The sequence below is a fragment of the Amycolatopsis sp. cmx-4-61 genome (assembly GCF_046548775.1).
Taxonomy (GTDB): domain Bacteria; phylum Actinomycetota; class Actinomycetes; order Mycobacteriales; family Pseudonocardiaceae; genus Amycolatopsis.
Window position 1 is genome coordinate 440,244 of record NZ_JAEBEI010000003.1, and the last position, 16,717, is coordinate 456,960.

General features: G+C 74.2%; 10 protein-coding genes. 4 read left to right on the forward strand and 6 right to left on the reverse strand.

What is annotated here, in order from left to right:
- Positions 1 to 46: 46 nt before the first annotated feature.
- Genes ACLJOU_RS14505 through ACLJOU_RS14520 form a run of 4 tightly spaced genes read right to left on the reverse strand, consistent with a single transcriptional unit; the run spans position 47 to position 3,304 of the window.
- Complete coding sequence (locus ACLJOU_RS14505; RefSeq protein WP_410567486.1) at positions 47 to 889, reverse strand: 3-hydroxyacyl-CoA dehydrogenase family protein; 843 nt, start codon at positions 887 to 889, stop codon at positions 47 to 49.
- Complete coding sequence (locus tag ACLJOU_RS14510) at positions 886 to 1,923, reverse strand: HAD-IIIC family phosphatase (RefSeq protein WP_410567488.1); 1,038 nt, start codon at positions 1,921 to 1,923, stop codon at positions 886 to 888. Before ACLJOU_RS14510 ends, ACLJOU_RS14505 begins: the two co-directional genes overlap by 4 nt.
- Positions 1,920 to 3,023, reverse strand: a complete 1,104-nt coding sequence (locus ACLJOU_RS14515) for an acyl-CoA dehydrogenase family protein (protein WP_410567490.1) — start codon at positions 3,021 to 3,023, stop codon at positions 1,920 to 1,922. Before ACLJOU_RS14515 ends, ACLJOU_RS14510 begins: the two co-directional genes overlap by 4 nt.
- Positions 3,020 to 3,304, reverse strand: a complete 285-nt coding sequence (locus tag ACLJOU_RS14520) for an acyl carrier protein (RefSeq protein ID WP_410567492.1) — start codon at positions 3,302 to 3,304, stop codon at positions 3,020 to 3,022. The genes ACLJOU_RS14515 and ACLJOU_RS14520 overlap by 4 nt, the downstream gene beginning before the upstream one ends.
- Before the next feature lie 337 nt (positions 3,305 to 3,641).
- Here ACLJOU_RS14520 and ACLJOU_RS14525 point away from each other — a divergent pair, with 337 nt between their 5' ends.
- From ACLJOU_RS14525 to ACLJOU_RS14540, 4 genes are read left to right on the forward strand one after another with little or no spacing between them, the layout of a single operon-like run.
- Entirely contained in the window at positions 3,642 to 4,328 is a 687-nt protein-coding gene (locus ACLJOU_RS14525) for a 2OG-Fe dioxygenase family protein (RefSeq protein ID WP_410567494.1), read from the forward strand.
- Positions 4,325 to 6,598 (forward strand): non-ribosomal peptide synthetase, encoded by a 2,274-nt coding sequence (locus ACLJOU_RS14530; protein ID WP_410567495.1) that lies wholly within the window; start codon positions 4,325 to 4,327, stop codon positions 6,596 to 6,598. The genes ACLJOU_RS14525 and ACLJOU_RS14530 overlap by 4 nt, the downstream gene beginning before the upstream one ends.
- Before the next feature lie 7 nt (positions 6,599 to 6,605).
- Entirely contained in the window at positions 6,606 to 13,394 is a 6,789-nt protein-coding gene (locus tag ACLJOU_RS14535; RefSeq protein WP_410567497.1) for an amino acid adenylation domain-containing protein, read from the forward strand.
- On the forward strand, positions 13,382 to 14,380 hold the full coding sequence (locus ACLJOU_RS14540) for a 3-oxoacyl-[acyl-carrier-protein] synthase III C-terminal domain-containing protein (RefSeq protein ID WP_410567499.1): 999 nt from the start codon (positions 13,382 to 13,384) through the stop codon (positions 14,378 to 14,380). The genes ACLJOU_RS14535 and ACLJOU_RS14540 overlap by 13 nt, the downstream gene beginning before the upstream one ends.
- 22 nt (positions 14,381 to 14,402) lie before the next feature.
- Here the strand turns inward: ACLJOU_RS14540 and ACLJOU_RS14545 are convergent, their stop codons facing one another.
- On the reverse strand, positions 14,403 to 15,350 hold the full coding sequence (locus ACLJOU_RS14545; protein WP_410567500.1) for a quinone oxidoreductase family protein: 948 nt from the start codon (positions 15,348 to 15,350) through the stop codon (positions 14,403 to 14,405).
- Positions 15,351 to 15,377: 27 nt separating this feature from the next.
- Positions 15,378 to 16,703: an alpha/beta hydrolase family protein gene (locus ACLJOU_RS14550; protein WP_410567502.1), complete on the reverse strand. Its 1,326-nt coding sequence runs from the start codon at positions 16,701 to 16,703 to the stop codon at positions 15,378 to 15,380.
- Positions 16,704 to 16,717 lie beyond the last annotated feature (14 nt).

Genomic DNA, 16,717 nt, shown 5'->3' on the forward strand with positions numbered 1-16,717 from the left:
CGGCCGGGCGAGCACCTTGCCCGATCGCGTGATCCCGTTCCGAAGGTCAGTACGCGTGGAAGCCCCGGCCGCTCTTGCGGCCCAGCCTTCCGCTCCCGACCAGCTCGGTCAGCAGCGGGGACGGCGTGTACACCGGGTTCCCCGTGCAGTCCCGCAGGACCCGCAGGGAGTCGAGGACGACGTCGAGGCCGATGAGGTCGGCCGTGCGCAGCGGCCCCATCGGGTGGCCGAGGCAGTCCTCGAAGACGCGGTCGACGGTCGTGGCGTCGGCCAGGCCGTCGTGGACCGCGGCGATCGCCTCGTTGACCGTGGCCATGAGCACGCGGTTGACGACGAAGCCGGGCCCGTCCGCGACCACGATCGCGTGCTTCCCGATGCCGGACAGCAGCTCCGTGGTGAGGGCGAGGGTTTCGGCGCTGGTCGCCGTCCCGCGAACCACTTCGACGGCTTCCTTGAGCGGGACCGGGTTCATGAAGTGCGTACCGACGACCCGGTCCGCGCGGGCGGTGGCCGCGGCCAGCCTGCCGATCGGCACGGCGGACGTGCAGGACGCCAGGACGGTCGCGGGCGGGCAGAGCCGGTCGAGGGTGCCGAACAGCTCGTCCTTCACCGGCAGCCGTTCCGGGGCGCATTCGACGACGAACTCGCTGCCGCCGAGGTCGTCGAGCCGCCCGGTCCAGCGGATCCGGGCCGGGACGGCCGACAGCGGGCCGGCGGGTGGCCGGCGGCCGAGCAGGGCGGCCTGCTTCAGCCCGGCCAGGACGCGCTCCGGGGCGCTCGCCAGCGCCCGCGGGTCGGGATCGGCGACGACCACGTCGTGCCCCGCCGCGGCGAAGCACTGGGCGACCCCGGTGCCCATCACCCCGGCCCCGGCCACTCCGATCTTCACCGGTTCCTCCCGTCGACGATGCGGACGTGGGCGGGGCGCGGCGGTGGCGGCCGCCGCGGGTCGTAGGCCAGCGTCAGCTCCGCGCCGTCGGCCCCGGCCGGTTCGAAGCCGGCGAACCGCAGCGTCACCAGCATGATCCGGTTCGCGGAGGTGCGGACGAAGCGGGCGACGGGCCGCCGCCCGCGCGCGAGGACGTCCCGCACCAGGTGGCCCAGGAACAGCGCGCCGACACCGCGGTTGAGCACGCGGCACGACGTCAGGAGCAGTTCCAGCACGACGTCCGGGCCGGCGAGGCGCAGGACGGCGAGCCCGACGGTGCCGTGCCCGCCGAACCGGTCGGTCACGTCCACCACGAGCACCTCGTGCCGCTCCGACGACGTCAGCTCGCGCAGGCGGGCGGCGTCGAGGGTGCGGCCGGTGGTGTTGAGCTGGTGGGTCCGCACGGTGAGCTCGTGCGCGCGGGCGAAGTCGTCTTCGGTGGCGGCCCGGACGGTCATCGTCAGCTCGAGCGAGGTGAGGAACTCGGCCGGGGAGCCGGGGAACACGCGTTCCGCGGCGGCGCGGTCCCGCTCGGCGAGGTACCGGCGGCGGCGAAGGCGTGCCTCGTCGGTCACCTCCTCCGGCCGGAACTCGGCCAGCGCCGCCAGCCCGCCGGCCCGCTCGGCGGCGTAACAGCGCACCATCGGCAGCGCGGCGGTCACCTCGGCCCGCTCGACCGGGTCGTTGTCGATGAAGGCGACGGTGTCCAAGCCGATGTTCAGGTCGGCGGCGATGCCGCGGATCGCCGCGGACTTCGCGCCCCAGCCGACGGCGACCGCGCAGAACATTTCGTCCAGCGCGTGTTCGGCCAGGTGCGCGGTGGCGCGGGCGCGGTCGCCCCGGCCGGCCACGGCGTGCAGGATGCCCCGCCGGTCCAGCGCGTGCAGTGCGTCGACCGCGGCGGGGAACGGCCGGGGCCGGTCGCCCTCCAGCACGACGCCGTCCCACAGCGTGTCGTCCAGGTCCCAGACCAGGCACTTGACCAGCCGGCTCACGGCCGCCACCGCAGCGCGTGCTCGCCGAGCCGCTGCTCGGCGACCTCGTCGGCGCCCTCGATGATCCGCATGACCTTGGCGTCGCGGAAGAACCGGCCCACCAGGCTGTCCTCGGCGCAGCCCGCCGCGCCGAGGACCTGCCCGGCGTGACCGGCGACGGCCGACGCCGCACGGGCGGCGACGTACTTGGCCAGGACGGTCGCGGCGACGGCGTCCGGCTCGCCGCGCTCGCGCAGGACGGCGGCGCGGGCGCACACCTCGCGTGCGGCGCTCGCGTCCGCGAGGCACCGGCCCAGCAGCGCGAGCACCGCCTGGTGCGAGGCGAGCCGCACGCCGCCCTGCACCCGGCCGGCGGCGTGCCCCGCGGCGGCCCGCAGGCACGCCTCGGCCATTCCGACGCAGCCCCAGGCGACGGTGAACCGCCCGTGGTCCAGTGCCGTGCCCACGACGTGGGACAGGCCGAACCCCGGCGGAGCGACGAGGTTCTCCGGCGGCACGAGCACGCCGTCGAACCGGACGTGGGCCAGCCGCGCGGCGCGCATGCCGAGCTGCCCGCGGACCGGCTCCACCGCGATGCCCGGCCGCCCGGCTTCGACCAGCACGGTCAGCGGACGGCCCGCGTGCTTGGCCAGCACCAGGAACACGTCGGCGAACTGCCCGGACGTCACCCACAGCTTCCGCCCGCGCACGCGGAAGTTCCCGGCTTCCGGCACCACGGACGTCGTCACGGCCGCCAGGTCGCTTCCGGCGCCGGGTTCGGTGGCCGCGAACGCGGCCAGCACGTCCCCGCGGGCCAGCGCGGGCAGCCAGTGCGACCGCTGCCCGGCGGTCCCCCAGCGCAGGAGGGCCGCGGCGACCATGCCCTGCACGGTGACCAGCGCCCGCAGCCCGCTGCACACGCCGCCGAGCTCGGCGCACAGCTCGCCGAGCGCCGCCGGTGTGCACCCGGCGCCGCCGGCGGCCGGAGGCAGGTCGGGCGCGAGCAAACCGGCGTGCGCCATGGTTTTCACGACACTTTCGGGGACCGCGCCGTCGCGGTCCCACGCGGCGGCGTCCCCGCGCACCGAAGCGGCGAACGCCGCGCTGTCCACAGTGGTCACGAGACGCCGGCCGACCGTTTCCGGCGGACGAACTCGGTCACCCGGTTGAGCGTCCGGAAATTGTCCAGGTCCAGGTCGGCCAGCCCGACCTCGATGCCGAACCGGCGTTCGACGTGCGCCACCAGTTCCAGCGCCAGCAGCGAGTTCACCAGCCCGAGCGCGAAGTAGTCCTCGTCGGGACCCGGGGTGTCGCCGGTCGTCGCGGTCGCGAAGAAGCCTTTCAGGTCCGCCAGGATTTCTTCGGCGGAAAGCTCCGCCTTCGCCGGTTGCCGACTCCCCACGCGTCCTCCCTCGGCTGTTCCCCCCGTCCGAAGCTAACACGGCCGGGCGATACGGCGACGGCGCCGAACGGCGTAATCACCCTCCGCACCATTTTTATGTCTACTGTGGACGATCGTTTTTGCCGATGTCGCAATTGGTTTCACGACGTAGTCGCCGATCCCTCGATCGGCGGCTTGCCGCTCGTCGGAAGCCGCTGGAAGTATGCGAAGTCCCCCGGTGGACGACGCCGGGCATTCCGTTCTTCCGGTGCACGGCCGCGGTGATTCTGGGGTGAAGGACGCGGTTGCGTGCCCAGCGGTGCGCCGCAAGTGCCCGCACGTCGAGGAAAGGGTCCCGATGGAGTTCGACGAACGCGGATTCGCGCTGCTCGACCTGCCGGCCCCGGCTCCGGCGCTGCGCGAAAGTTTCCACCACCTGGAGTTCGACAAGTACGCCGGGCACAGCCGCTACCGCCGCTTCGGCCAGTACCGGATGACGCCCGCGGCGGCCGGGTTCACCGTGGAGCGGCTGCCGCCACGCCCCTACGTCGCCCCACGCGAGTTCAACCGGCTCGTCGGCGGCATCGCCCGCGACTACGCCCCGCTCACGGCGGACTTCACCGGCTACCTGCACTGGATCGCGGAGCGGATTCCCCTGGACACCGGCGTGGCGTGGCAGGCCGACGTCCACCAGATCCGGGTGCTGGCCACCGCGGGGAACCCGGGTGTCGTCGTCCCGGAGGGACCCCACCAGGACGGGCACGAGCTCGTTTTCATCGGCGTGTTCGACCGGCACCGGGTCACCGGCGGCGAGCTCCGGCTGACCACGCTGGACGACCGGGCGGGGAAGCCGTTCTTCGCCGCCGTCGTCCCGGCCGGACGCGGGATCGTGCTGCGGGACCGCGAGCTGTGCCACGACGTCACGGCGATCGAACCGGCGGGGGAACACGGCTGGCGTGACACGCTCGTCATCCCGTTCACGCGGTGGCCGGAACGGCGTGGTGACGCGGAACCCGGCGTGCGGGAAGCCGCGGGACGACCGTGACCGCCGCCGACGGGCCGATGCTGGCCGCGGGCACGGTCACCGCGTTGCGAGCCCTCGCCGGACGGCACGGCACGACACTGCCGGCCACCCTCGCTGCCGGTGTCCACGCCGTACTGGCCTGGTGCGCGGGCGACGACGTCCGTACGGCCGTGCTCCATGGTGGGACGGCCGCGGTGCGGTGCTGCCCGGTCGACGACGAGCGGCCGTTCACGGCCTTGCTGGACCAAGTGCCCGCCGGAGCGGAGAGCGCCGGCGCACCGCACGCCGTGGTCGTCCTGGACGGCGAATGTCCCCCGGCAGACCCGGTGATCGAGTTCCGGCACCGGGGTGGCGGCCTCGACGTGCTCGTGCACCGACGCGGGAAGTCTGGCGTGGACGAGAGAACCGGGGACCACGTCGTCGCGTTGCTCACCGCGGTCGCGTCGGATCCGGACAGTCCACTATGGACGCATTGGCCGGACGCCGGGGAGCCGTCGGACCGGAACGACACCGCCCGGCCCTGTCCCGCCGAGCGCACCGTGGCCGACCTGTTCGCCGACCGCGTCCGCCGTCACCCCGGCGCGCCCGCGCTGCGGTGGCTCGGCAAGACCCTGACCTACGGGGGCCTCGACGCGGCAGCCGAACGGATCGCCGGGCAGCTGGCCGCGGCCGGAGTGCGGCACGGCGACCGGGTGTGCCTGGTCGCCAAGCCCGGAACCGGCGCCACGGAAGCCCTGCTCGCGATGGCGCGCCTCGGCGTCTGCTCGGTCAGCCTGGAACCCGGCGTCCCGCCGGACCGCCTGCGCGTGATCCTGGCCGGCTGCCGGCCGCGGCTGGTCCTGACCACCGACCCGGAGCTGCGCCCCGACACGGGCGGCGTGCCGCGGTACGACCTCCGCACGCTGCACACGGCGGGAACGGCCACCGGTGCCGCACCCGCCGTCCGGCGGGCGCCCCGGCCGGAGGACCCGCTGTGCTGCGTCTACACCTCCGGCTCCACCGGACGGCCCAAGGGCGTGGTGCTCACCCACCGCGGCCTGGTCAACCTCGTGTCCTGGCACGAGCTGACCTTCGGTCCCGTCGAAGGCAGGCGCTGTGCGCAGCTCGCCAGCCTCGCCTTCGACGCCTCCGTCTGGGAGCTGTGGTCGACGCTGTGCCTGGGCGGCTGCCTCTGCGTCGCCGATCCCAGCCTGCGCGGCGACCTCCGCTCGCTGAGCCGGTGGATCACGCGGGAGGCACTGGACACGTGCTTCCTGCCGACCGTGACCGGCAGGCGCCTGCTCGACAGCGGCGCGCTGTCCGGCGCGCAGCACCTCCGCTGCCTGCTGGTCGGCGGGGACAAGCTGGCCGCGTTCCCCGGCGACCTGCCGTTCACCCCGGTGAACGTCTACGGTCCCACCGAGACCTCGGTCTTCGCGACCTGGTGGCGGCACGACGGCTCGGCCCCGCCGCCGATCGGACGGCCGCTGTCCAACACCCGCGCCCACGTCCTGGACCGGCACCTCCGCCCGGTGCCGGCGGGCCGCGTCGGCGAGCTGTACCTGGCCGGCGCGGGCCTCGCGCTGGGCTACCTCGGCGCGCCGGGCATGACGGCGTCGCGGTTCGTCGCCGATCCCTTCGGGCCGCCGGGCACCCGGATGTACCGCACCGGGGACCGGGTGAGCCGGTCCGCGACCGGCGTCCTGCACTTCCACGGCCGCGCCGACCGCCAGGTGAAGGTCCGGGGCACGCGGGTGGAGCTCGACGAGATCGAGCTGGTGCTCGCCGAGCACGCCCAGGTCGCCGAAGCCGCCGTCGTGTGCGACGGCGGCACCGCCGGGGATCCGGCCATCGCGGCCTACTGCGTCACCGTGACGGGCGAGGACCTCGACGTCGCGGCGCTGCGCGCGTGGCTGCGCGACCGGCTGCCCGCGGCGATGGTGCCGTCCCGGATCACGCGGCTGCCGTCGATGCCCAGGACACCCGGCGGGAAGACCGACCGCCTGGCGCTGCCCGCCGTCCCCGACGTGCCGCCCGCCCCCGGGGAGCAGCCGCGCACGGCGGCCGAGGAGTCCGTGCAGGCGCAGTGGGCGGCGGTGCTCGGCGGCCGCGTCGTCGGCATCCACGAGAACTACTTCGACGTCGGCGGTTCCTCGATCAACCTGATGGAACTGCGCTGGCGCCTGGAAAACCTGTGCGGCGTCCCGGTCCCCCTCGCGCGGCTGTTCCGGTACCCCACCATCGTCGCGATGGCCGAGCTGCTGGAGCACTCCCCGGCCGGCGCCCCCGGCCACGACGACATCGAGCTGTGAGGAATCCATGAGCGTGCACCCCGGCCCCGTGGCGATCGTGGGCATCGCCTGCCGGTTCCCCGGCGCGGACACCCCGGCGCGGTTCCGGGACCACCTCGGCGCCGGCCGCGACGCCATCCGGGCGCCGGGCGAAGAGCGCGTGCGGTGGACCGGCGCCGCCACCGGCGTCGACTACCTGCCGATGGGCTACCTGGACCGGATCGACCTGTTCGACCACGAGTTCTTCGGCCTGTCCCGGCGGGAGGCCGAGATCATGGACCCCCACCAGCGGATGCTGCTGCAGCTGGCGTACGAGGCGTTCGAGGACGCCGGCCTCGCACCCGGCACCCTGCGCGGATCGGAGACCGGCGTCTTCCTGGGGACGCACAACACGGCCTACCAGACGCTGTACCGCGGCTTCGACCCCCAGCAGATCCTCGGTTCGCTGCCCGCCGCCGCGGCCGCGCGGCTGGCGTACGTCTTCGACCTGCACGGCCCCGCCCTGGTGGTGGACACCGCGTGCAGCAGCGGCCTGGCCGCGGTGGCCACGGCCGTGCAGCACCTTCGCGGCGGTGCGGTGGACGCGGCCGTGGCCGGTGGCGTCAGCGTCCAGCCGGTGCTGTCGCCGCGCAGCGGGCACGTGCCGCTGCGCGGCGTCGAGTCGCCCGACGGCACCTGCCGCCCGTTCGACGCCCGCGCCAACGGCACCGCCGGCGGCGAAGGCGGCGGGATCGTGGTCCTGAAACGGCTGGCCGACGCGGTGGCGGACCGGGACACCGTGTACGCGGTGATCACCGGGGTCGCCGTCAACCACAACGGCCACCGCGCGCTCAGCATGGCCGCGCCGAGCCCGCAGGCGCAGGCGGCGGCCATCACCACGGCGTGCCGCGACGCGGGCACCGAGCCGGCCGCGCTCGGGTACGTCGAGTGCCACGGCTCGGCCACGCCCCTGGGCGACGCGGTGGAGATCGAAGGACTGCGGCTGGCGTTGTCCGGCTCCGCCCCGGGCCGCCCGCCGTGCGCCATCGGCTCGGTGAAGGGCAACGTCGGGCACCTCGACGCCGCCGCCGGGCTCGCCGGGCTGCTCCGGGCCGTGCTGAGCGTGCGGGAAGCGATGCACTACCCCACGGCGGGGTTCACCACCCCGAACCCGCAGCTGGACTTCGGCGGCCTGGTCACCGTTCCGGCGCGGGCCACCGAATGGTCCACTTCGGACGGTTTGCCGCGCCGGGCCGGGATCAGCTCCTTCGGGCTGACCGGCACCAACGTGCACGTGGTCGTCGAGCAGGCGCCGCCCGTGCCGTCGTCCGAGGGCGACGACCCGGGTGCCGCCGGACCCCACCTGGTCACGCTGTCGGCCAAGACGGCGGCCGCGCTGCGGCGCTGCTGCCGCCGCTGGGCCGGCTTCCTGCGCGAGACCACGCATCCGCTTCCGGTGGTGGCGCAGGTGCTCAACCGCGGCCGCGACGACCACGGCCACCGGCTGGCGTTCGTGGTGGACAGCACCGTTGAATTGGCCGACGCACTGGCCGACGCACTGGGCACGGCGAGCGTGCCGGACCGGCCGTCACCCCCGGCCAGGCCGGTGGTCCTGCTGTTCTCGGGCGAGGAAACCGCTGACTCGTCCACTGTGGACGCGGAAGTGTCCGCTCTGCACGCCCGGTACCGACAGCTCGCCTCGCTGGGTCTGCCCGCCGGCCGGTTCGTGGGCTGCGGCACCGGAAACCGGGTGATCGGCGTCGTCCGCGGCACGCTGACCCTGGCCGAAGCCAGGCAGGCCGGCGGCGCTGCGGAGCCCGGCCACGGCATCGACCCCGGCCGGCTGCGCGCCGCCGTCGCCGGCTTCGAGCGTGACGGCGCGGTCCTGGTCGAACTGGGCGCGGACGCCCGGCTGTCCGAGGCGATCCGCCCGCTGACCGACCTGCCCGTCGTCTCCTGCGGCGACGGAGCAGGACGGCGGTTCCTGCTGGAGCGGCTCGGCAGGCTCTACACCCTCGGCGCCGGCATCGACTGGGCACGCCACTACGCGGGCACCGCCCTGCCGCGCATCCCGGCGCCGACGTACCCCTTCGAGCCCGTCTCCTGCTGGTACCGCCCGGCCGCGGACACCCGCGGCACGGAACCCGCCACGGAACCCACTCCGGAATTCGCCCCGGAACTCACTCCGGAACCCGCCCGGCCCCGCACTGCCCCCGGTGCCGGCCACGCCGACGTCGAGCGCCGGCTGGCCGCCGTGTGGTCGCGGACGCTGAAGGTCCCGGACGTGGACCGCGACGCGGACTACTTCGCCCTGGGCGGCACGTCGATCGCCGGCATCACCGTGCTGCGGGGCATCGAGCGGGAGTTCGGGGTCGAGCTGGGCTTCACCGACCTCTACGAGCACCCCACGCTCGCGCGGCTGGCCGGGCGGATCCGCGAGCACCTGCCCGCGGCGGAACGCAGCCCCCTCCTGACGCCCATCACGCCGGTCCCCCGCGGCGGCGACCTGCCGCTGTCGTTCGGGCAGGAGCAGCTGTGGTACCTCGACCGGCTCGTCCCGCAGAGCCCGCTCTACAACATCCCGGTCGACCTGCGCTTCACCGGACCGCTGGACGTGGCCGCCCTCACCGGCGCGGTGCGGGACCTGGCCGGACGGCACGAGGTCCTGCGCAGCCGCCTGCCCAGCCGCGACGGCGAGCCCTTCGCCCTCGACTCGGCGCCGCCGCCCGGTCTGCCGGTCACCGATCTCAGCAGCCTGCCCGAAGCCGAGCGCACCCGGCGGGTCGCCGAACTGGTCACGGAGGCCGCGACCCGCCCGTTCGACCTGGCCTCCGGGCCGCTGTGGCGCAGCCGGCTGCTGACACTGGCCCCGGACGACCACGTGCTGCTGCTGACCTGGCACCACATCGTCTTCGACGGCTGGTCGCCGTCGATCTTCTTCCCCGAACTGGCCGAGCTGTACCAGGCCCGCCGCAGCGGCCGCCCGGACACGCTGGCGCCGCTGCCCATCCAGTACGCCGATTACGCGGCCTGGCAACGCGCCCGCTGGTCCAGCGCTTCGGGACCGGGGCTGGACTACTGGCGGCAGCGGCTCGCCGGGCTCCGGCGGGCCGAACTGCCGCTCGACCGTCCCCGGCCGCCGGTGCGCGAGTTCGACGGCGACTTCGTCGAGTTCACCGTGGACGCCGCGCTGGCCGAACAGGTCCGCGAGTTCGGCCGGCGTCACGGCGTCACGTCGTTCATCACCATGCTCGCCGCGCTGACCGCCCTGCTGCACCGCTGGGCGGGCTGGGAGGACGTGGCGATCGGCGTGGCGACGTCCGGGCGCAACCACCCCGACACCCAGGGCCTGATCGGCTACTTCAACAACGCGCTGCCCTTCCGCACCGAGGTCACCGGCGAGCTGTCGTTCACCGACCTCGTCGCCCGCTGCGCCCGCACCGCCGCCGGGGTGCTCGACCACGACATCCCGTTCGAGAAGATCGTCTCCGCGCTCGGCGGACGGCGGGACCCGGCCCGCCATCCCGTCTTCGACGTCGCCTACACCCACCAGAACGCCCCGTCCCAGGTCGCGGAGCTGCCCGGGCTGGACAGCGACCGGCAGTCCGGCGGCATCCTGTCCGGCGTCGCGCCCGGCACGGCGAAGTTCGACCTCACCCTCGGCGTCGTCGAGCAGGGGCACGGCGCCATGCACGGCTACGTCGAGTACGCCGTGGCGCTGTTCGACCGGAGTACCGCCACCGGGCTCGCCGGCCGCTTCACCGCCCTGCTGGCGGAGGTGCTGGCCGACCCCGGCCGCCGGCTCGGCCGGTCGCACCCGGTGCGGGCGCGTGCCGCCGCGGAGCCGGTGCCGTTCTGGCGCCGGGTCGCGCGGCACGCCACCGGACGCCCGCACCACCCGGCGGTCGTCGACGAGCACGGCAGCCTCACCTACCGCGAGCTCAACCGGCGGGCCAACCGGCTCGCCCGGCGGCTCGTGGCGGCCGGCGTCACCGGCGAAGTCCCGGTGCCCGTGCTCGCCCACCGCGACGCCGACCTGGTCACCGGCTGGCTGGCCGTGGCCAAGGCCGGCGGCGCCTTCGTCCCGGTCGACCCGGCCTCCCCGCGGCCCCGCGTCGACGCGATCCTGGCCGACATCGGCGCTTCCGCCGTCGTGCTCGGCCGGAGCGTCGACAGCGCGCCGGCGGGCGCGGAACCCTTCGTCGTCGACGCCGTCACCACCGAAGCCGACGACGAAGACCTGAACCCGGCCTTCGTCCCGCGCGCGCTGGCCTACGTCTGCTACACCTCCGGCTCGAGCGGCCGTCCCCATGGCTGCGCCACCGAGCACGGCCAGCTCGAAGGCGTCATCCGGTGGTACCGCGACGAGCTGGGGCTGACCGGCGCGGACCGGGTCCTGCAGGGCGCCTGGCCCAGCTTCGACACCACCATCATGGAGGTCTTCGCCGCCCTCGATCCCGGCGCCACCCTGCAGCTCGCCGACAGCGCGATCCGCGACCCCGGCCACCTGCTGGACTGGATGGCCGGGCACGGCACCACCGCGGCGTTCCTGCCGACCCCGCTGGCGGACGTGCTGCTCACCGAGGTCGACCCGCCCGCCGGGCTGCGGCTGCGGGTGCTCACCACCGGCGGCGACCAGCTGCGGGTGCGCCCCGGCCCACGGCTGCCGTTCCGGCTGCTGAACATGTACGGCCCCACGGAGTGCACGATCGTGGCGACCGCGGGCGACGTGGCGCCCGCGGCGGGCGGCGCGCTGCCGGACATCGGGGTGCCGATCAGCGACACCGTCGTGCACCTGCTCGACGCGGACGGCCGTCCCGTTCCCGACGGCGAGCTGGGCGAGATCCACATCGGCGGGGCCGTGGTCGGCCGCGGGTACCACGCACTGCCCGGACTGACCGCTTCCCGGTTCGTCGCCGACCCGTTCGCCGGACCGCCGGGGGCGCGCATGTACCGCACCGGCGACCTCGGGCGGCGCCTGCCCGGCGGGGCACTGGAGTTCCACGGGCGCGCCGACGACCAGGTGGAGATCCGCGGCTACCGCGTCGAACCGGCCGAAGTGGAGCAGGTGCTCAGGCGGCACCCGGCCGTCGCGGAAGCGCTGGTGGTCGGCGCGCCCACCGCCACCGGCGGCCACCGCCTGGTCGCCCACGTCGTGCCCCGCGGACCCGCCCCGGAGCCTGCCGAGGTGGCCGCGTGGGCCGCCGCCGCGCTCCCGGCCTACCTGGTGCCCGACCACGTGCTGGTCACCGGAAGCCTGCCCACCACCGTCAACGGCAAGCTGGACCGCAAACGCGCGCGGCAGGCCGTGGGCACGCTCCCGGCGCGGCCGGCCGGCCCGGCCGGCCGGCTCGGCGTGGCCGAGCAGGTCGTCGCCGGCCTCTGCGCCGAGCTGCTCGGCCTGGACGACGTCAGCCCGCAGGACAACTTCTTCGAGCTCGGCGGGGACTCCCTGCTGGGCATCCGCTTCGGCACGCGCGCGGCGAAGGCGGGTATCCGGTTCAGCCCCCAGGACCTGCTGCGTCACCGCACCCTGCGGGACCTGGTGGCCCAGTCCGCCCCGCCGGACCCGGCCACCGGCACGCCACCGGCCACGTCCGTGCCGCTGAGCCCGATCATGCACCAGTTCCTCGACGTCGTGCCCGGCTTCGTCCAGGCACACGTCCTGGAGGCCACCGGGGACCTGGATCACGGCACGCTGCGGACGGCCTTCCAGGAGCTGGCCGCGCTGCACGAGCCACTGCGCTTCCGCCTGCGGCACAACGCTTTCGGGCCGTACTTCGCCTGCGTCGCGGCGGAAGAGAACGAACTGCTCGACGTCCGGCCCCTGGCGGAGGAGGACGAGCACGCGGCCATCGAGCGCGGTTGCGCGGAGCTGAGCGCGGCCATCGACCTGGCGGCCGGGCCGGTGCTGCGCGCTCGGCTCTACGACCGGGGACCCGGCCGGGTCCCGCTGGTCCTGCTGGTCCTGCACCACTTCGTCTCCGACAGCATGTCCGCCGTGGTGCTGTTCGACGACCTGGACGCCGCCGTGCGCCGGTCACCCGGCGCCCCGCCGCCCGCCGGACGCCCACCGGCCTGGCGACAGTGGGCGGGGCACCTGCGGGCCATGGCCGGGTCAGACACGGCGGCGGCCGAGCTGCCCCACTGGACCGCCACCCTGCGGGCCGGCGCCTCGGCGCCGGTGCGCGAACCGGCCCGTGCCGGGGACGGCGGGTCGGTGCACCGGCAGGTCGCGATGCCGCCGGGCTTCGCCGGCGAGGAAGCGGCGATCTGCGCACTGGCGTGCGGAGTGGCCCGGTGGCAGCACACCTCGCAGGTCGCCGCGATGGTCGAAGGCGCCGCGACGCCGAACCCCTACCGGCCGGCCGAACGCGGCGCCACCGTCGGCTGGTACACGAGCCTGCACCCGGTGGTGCTGCCGGTCGATCCGGCCGGCGGCCCCGCGGCCAGCCTGCCCGCGGTGGCCGCCGCGCTCCGCGCCGTCCCGCACGACGGCGTCGGCTACGGCGTCCTGCGGCACCTGAGCCCCGCGTCGACGGCGACCACCGAGCTGCGGTCGCTGCCGGAACCGGCGATCATGCTCGGCCACCAGGGCAACGACGGCAGCGGGCTGGACTCGGGGCTCACCGCCTTCACCGTCCGCGGCGACCTCTATCCCGAACCGCCGCGGTCGGTCACCGACCGGTTTTCGCTGGTGCTGATCTCCGCCGTCCGGGAGGGCTGCCTGGCCGTGTCGGTCTTCTACGACGCCCGCTTCACCCGCGAGGAGATCGAAGTGCTGGCCGACGACGTGGCGGCGGCTTTCGCCGGCCTGGGTCAGTCGTGCCGGCCGTAGCGATCCGGGCGACCGGCTGGTGCCTGCCGGAACAGCGGATCGCCGTCGCCGATCTTCCCGAACTGCGCGAACTGTCCGAGCCGGAGCGGCAGTTCTGCGCGGAGCTGGGCATCGAGCGGGTCCCGGCCGACGACGAGGCGGACAGCCGCACCCTCGCGGTGCAGGCCGCGCGGCGGGCCTTGGCCCGGGCCGGCCTGACGGCGGCGGAGCTGGACGCCCTGATCCTCATCGAGCCCCGGGTGCCGGGAACGCTGCTGGCCTCCGACGTCACCGCGGTGCAGGCCGCGCTGGGCGCGACGCGCGCGTTGTCGTTCTCGGTGGGCGGTCTGGGCTGCGCGTCGATCGCCCCGGCCGTGCTGACCGCCCGCGGCCTGTTGTGCGCCGACGCCGGTCTTTCGACGGTGCTGGTGGCCCACGGCAGCAAGCCCCCGACGACCCGGCGCTACCGCCACCCGGTGACCGTGCAGGGCGACGGCGGCTTCGCGGCGGTCCTGTCCCGGCACGGACCCGTCCGCATCCTCGACGCGGTCCTGGAAACCGACGGCGACTACGCGGACCTGTTCCACGTCGACTACCGGGACGTGCCGGTCTCGCGCTGGCGCGAAGAATGCGCCGACGTCCCGAAGTACAGCTTCCGGCTGGCCCTGCACACCCGCGACCGGCTCCGCGCCATACACGGCCGTCTGCTCGAGCGCAGCGGCCTGCGCGAGCAGGACATCGCCGGCTACGTGTGCCAGAACCTCTCCCTCGCCACGCTGCGTTTCTACGAGGAAGCTCTCGGCGTGGCGATGGAAGACGCCTGCGCGCGGAACCTCCGGAGCCACGGCCACCTGGGTCCGGCGGACGCGGTGCTGAACCTGGACACGACCCTGGCCGCGAACCGCTGGCGAACCGGAGATCACGTGGTGTTGTTCACGGTCAGCCCCGTCGCCGCCTGGAGCGCAATGCTGGTCGAAGTCACCACCGGCGACGACATCCTCCTGTAGTGGCGGCGCCGGCGCGGGGCCATCAGGGGATCAGGACCGTCCTGATCCCCTGCTGGTCGAGATTCCAGACCTCCCGGACCTGTGCCAGCGGGACCCGCCGGACGTCGATCCGCAGGTCGCCACTTGCCACCAGGTCCATGACCTGACCGCGCAGACGGTCGAGTTCGGCCGCCGGAGGTGCGTTACCGGTGCCGAACCCGGCAATCTCCAGTCCGCTGCTGCGCAACAGGTCCGCCGAGAGGGAGACGTCGGCTCCGGCCGTCGAGCCGACCTGGACGAAGCGGGTGCAGGCGGACCTGAGCACCATGTCGGTGTGGCCCAGCGTGCTGATGAAGACCTCGGCCGGCCGGCCCCACAGGTAGTCCAGGACGACATCGAAGCTTCCTTCGGCGCGGAACGCCGCCCGCAGCTCGTCGTCGGGTCGGTCGAGTCGGATGGTCGCGTCCGCGCCGATGCCCGGAAGAGCGGCCAGGACACCGGCGTTGCGTCCGGCGGCGACGACCCGGCCGGCGCCGAGGCGTCGGGCAAGTTGCACTGCCATCCGGCCGGCGACTCCGGTCGCGCCGAGGACCAGCACTCGCTCGCCCGGCCGCAGCTTGGCCCGCCATTCCAGGGCGGCCCATGTCGACACGCCAGGGTTCTGGACCGCGGCGGCCAGGTCGTCGGCCAAGCCTTCCGGGATGGGCGTGCACAACGCGCGGTCCGCCACCGCCTGCTCGGCCATGGCGCCGCCCGGCGACCGGAACAGCACCCGGGTGCCGTCCGAGAACCTGCCCGCCGCGAGGGTGCCGCAGACCGCCGGGAGGTTCGCGGACGACGCGAAATGCGTACCCGCGGCGAGCATCCGGTCCAGGTTGGTCAGTGGGCAGGCCGTCACCTGCAGGACTTCCTGTCCCTCCCCCGGTTCCGGCTCGGGGACGTCCTCGAAGTGGGGGGCGTCCCCGGGCGCGTGCAGGACGGCAGCCTTCATGGTCGCTCCTGGGAAGTGTCGATGTACTCAGGCCAAGCCGGTTTCGGGGCCGTCCTTGAACAGGGTCTGCGGGTCGAGCGGCGCGCCGTAGGTGTAGTGCCGGTGCTCGCCCCATGGCTCGATATGGCTGCGTCCGAGGGAGTCGATGGTGACGTGCCGGGACGTGACGGGCCGGCCGGCGGCGCGGTCGGCGAGCCAGTCGGCGACGGCGAGGAACACGGCCGGGCCGAGCCTGCCTGCGGTGCGGGTGACCGGTGCGTGGTGCTCGCCGATGTAGAACAGCAGCTCCTTGGGACCGGAGACCTCGTTGAGGTGGTCGTAGGTGTCCACCGGGTCGCACAGCGGATCGTCCTCGCCCATGACGACCAGGTACGGCATGGAGATGCGCGCGCCGAGGCCGGCGACGGTCATGGTGGCCAGCTTCGCCTCGAGCTCCGCCACACTCGACGTGCCGGTCATGTACATGAAACGCTGCCGGAACGTGGGCGAATGGGTCGTGAGCATGGTGGCGTTACCCGGGTCGAAGCAGGTGAACATCACCGCGCACGCGCAGTAGCGCGGTTCGGCGGCCGCCATCTGGGTGGCCCAGAACGACCCCTGGCTGACCCCGCACAGCATGACCCGGCCGGGATCGATCTCCGGCCGAGCCGCGACGAGATCGTAGGCGGCGGTGCCGACCTGCCCGTAGTCGTCCGGGTCGTACCAGATCTCCCGCACCAGCGACGTGCCCTGTCCCGGGCCGTCGAAGGACAGCACCGCCATGCCCCGGCGGAGATAGCGGTCGGCGGACGCGAAGACGTTCATCTCCTTGAAACCGTCCATTCCGGACAGCATCACCACGCAGGGCAGCGAGCCGGGCCGGCCGGCCGATCCCGCCGGCAGGTGCAGCCAGCCGGCCAGCGACTGCTCCCCGTACGGGATCTCGACCGGTTCGACGTGGTGGTCCGCACCTGCGGTGTAGGCGGTGTAGCAGTCGGATTTCTTCTGTTCCAGCACGACGTTGAGTTCGGTGTTCGTGAAGATCGGCCACTGCGCGCCGCCGTAGAGGATCGCGGCGGTGAAGTAGTCGTCGCTCGCCGAAACGGGATGACCGGACCGCTGCTGCCCGGCGCCACGGCGTTCGAAGTGACGGGCGAGCTTGACCATCTCGCGGGTGAAGTCGTCCAGCTTGCGGATCGAATTCCGAAGACCGAGGACGGCGCCCTTGTGGTCCGCGCTGACCGGAGCGGAGAGGTAGTGCAACCGGTCCTGGTCCCATTCCGGGCCGAGCAGTTCGATGACCAGGTCCAGCAGCCACCGCTGATCGGCGAACCGGGGATCGCGGTGGGCCAGCGCGTGCGGATTCAGCGGCATGTGTCCTCACTCCA